This window comes from Salinicoccus jeotgali (assembly GCF_039538805.1).
Lineage (GTDB): Bacteria > Bacillota > Bacilli > Staphylococcales > Salinicoccaceae > Salinicoccus > Salinicoccus jeotgali.
This window is the reverse complement of record NZ_BAABCK010000026.1, coordinates 1-648: the sequence shown is the minus strand read 5'-3', so window position 1 is coordinate 648 and position 648 is coordinate 1. Positions and strand designations below refer to the sequence as shown.

Here is a 648-nt window from a genome sequence, read left to right as displayed (position 1 = left end):
CGGCTGCTGGCACGTAGTTAGCCGTGGCTTTCTGGTCAGGTACCGTCACCCGATGGACAGTTACTCCCACCGGCGTTCTTCCCTGACAACAGAGTTTTACGAGCCGAAACCCTTCTTCACTCACGCGGCGTTGCTCCGTCAGACTTGCGTCCATTGCGGAAGATTCCCTACTGCTGCCTCCCGTAGGAGTCTGGGCCGTGTCTCAGTCCCAGTGTGGCCGATCACCCTCTCAGGTCGGCTACGCATCGTCGCCTTGGTGGGCCCTTACCCCACCAACTAGCTAATGCGCCGCAGGCCCATCCATCAGTGGCAGTCAAAGACCGCCTTTCAACTTATCCCCCTGCGGGAATAAGGATTATCCGGTATTAGCCACGGTTTCCCGCGGTTATCCCAGTCTGATGGGTAGGTTGCCTACGTGTTACTCACCCGTCCGCCACTCGCAGACCCCAGAGCAAGCTCCGGGGCTGCGCGTTCGACTTGCATGTATTAGGCACGCCGCCAGCGTTCATCCTGAGCCAGGATCAAACTCTCCATAATTGGAGTGCTCTGACTCGTTGCGGTTTTACTTGTCGCCCAAGTTGAATGGTAAAACCATCCAGTTTTATTGGAATTAACGTTGACATATTGTCATTCAGTTTTCAATGTTCT

1 rRNA gene is annotated in these 648 nt (G+C 55.1%); it reads right to left on the bottom strand.

Annotation, left to right across the window (positions count from 1 at the left end):
* A 16S ribosomal RNA gene (locus ABD734_RS07695) occupies window positions 1-537 on the bottom strand; the annotation flags it as partial.
* Window positions 538-648 lie beyond the last annotated feature (111 nt).